The 961-nt window shown below is 67.6% G+C and carries 1 protein-coding gene; it reads right to left on the bottom strand.

Translation table 11 applies throughout. The features are described from left to right. Nucleotides 1-961: amidohydrolase family protein (locus MMF94_RS43160; RefSeq protein WP_241043296.1), on the bottom strand; the 961-nt coding region annotated here is incomplete at both ends.

Raw genomic sequence — 961 nt, 5'->3', positions numbered from 1 at the left:
TGAGTTGGGCGTCGAGTCGTGGGTAGACGCGGCGGGTGTTGAGTTCGAAGATCTTGCGCTGGTCGTGTTCGGTGAGGCCGAGTTGGTCGATGTAGCGCTTGGTGTCGTCCCAGTGGTGGCCGGTTTCGGGGTCGATGCCGCGGACGGCGCCGATCATTTCCGAGGCGAAGAGGATGTTGTCGGTGTCGATCACTTCGTGGAGCAGGCGTATGCCGGGTAGGTGGTAGACGCAGGTGTCGAAGAAGACGTTGTTCATCAGGTGCTCGTGCAGTGGGGGGCGGCCCAGCCGGTCGGCCAGCCCGCGGTAGCGGCCCCAGTGGTAGGGCACCGCGCCTCCGCCGTGGGGGATCACGAAGCGCAGGGTGGGGAAGCGGGTGAACAGGTCGCCTTCGATCAGTTGCATGAACACCGAGGTGTCGGCGTTGATGTAGTGCGCGCCCAGGGCGTGGAAGCTGGGGTTGCACGAGGCCGAGACGTGGATCATCGCGGGGACGTCGAGCTCGACGAGGGCCTCGTAGATGGGGAACCAGTAGGGGTCGGTCATCGGGGGTGAGGTCCAGTGCCCGCCGGAGGGGTCGGGGCTGAGGTTGGCGCCGACGAATCCGAGTTGTTCCACGCAGCGGCGCAGCTCGGCCACCGAGTCGTCCAGGGAGCCGCCGGGGGTCTGGGGGAGTTGGGCGACCCCGATGAAGTGCTGCGGGAACAGCCCGACCACCCGGTGGATCAGGTCGTTGTTGACCTGGGCCCACTGGCGTGCGACGTGGGGGTCGGGGACGTGGTGCTGCATCGCCGAGGCCCGCGGGGAGAAGATCATCATGTCGCCGCCGCGTTCGCGCAGCAGCTTGAGCTGGTTGTTCTCGATCGCGTCCCGCACGGCGTCGTCGCTGGGGTCCGACAACGCCGGTTCGGGCAGCGAGGGGTCGGCCAGCCGGGCCAGCTGCGCACTGCGGAACTCGGTGTG

The organism is Pseudonocardia alaniniphila (genome assembly GCF_022524485.1).
GTDB lineage: Bacteria > Actinomycetota > Actinomycetes > Mycobacteriales > Pseudonocardiaceae > Pseudonocardia > Pseudonocardia alaniniphila.
Note: the sequence above shows the minus strand (reverse complement) of the source record. Positions and strands in the feature narration are given on the sequence as shown.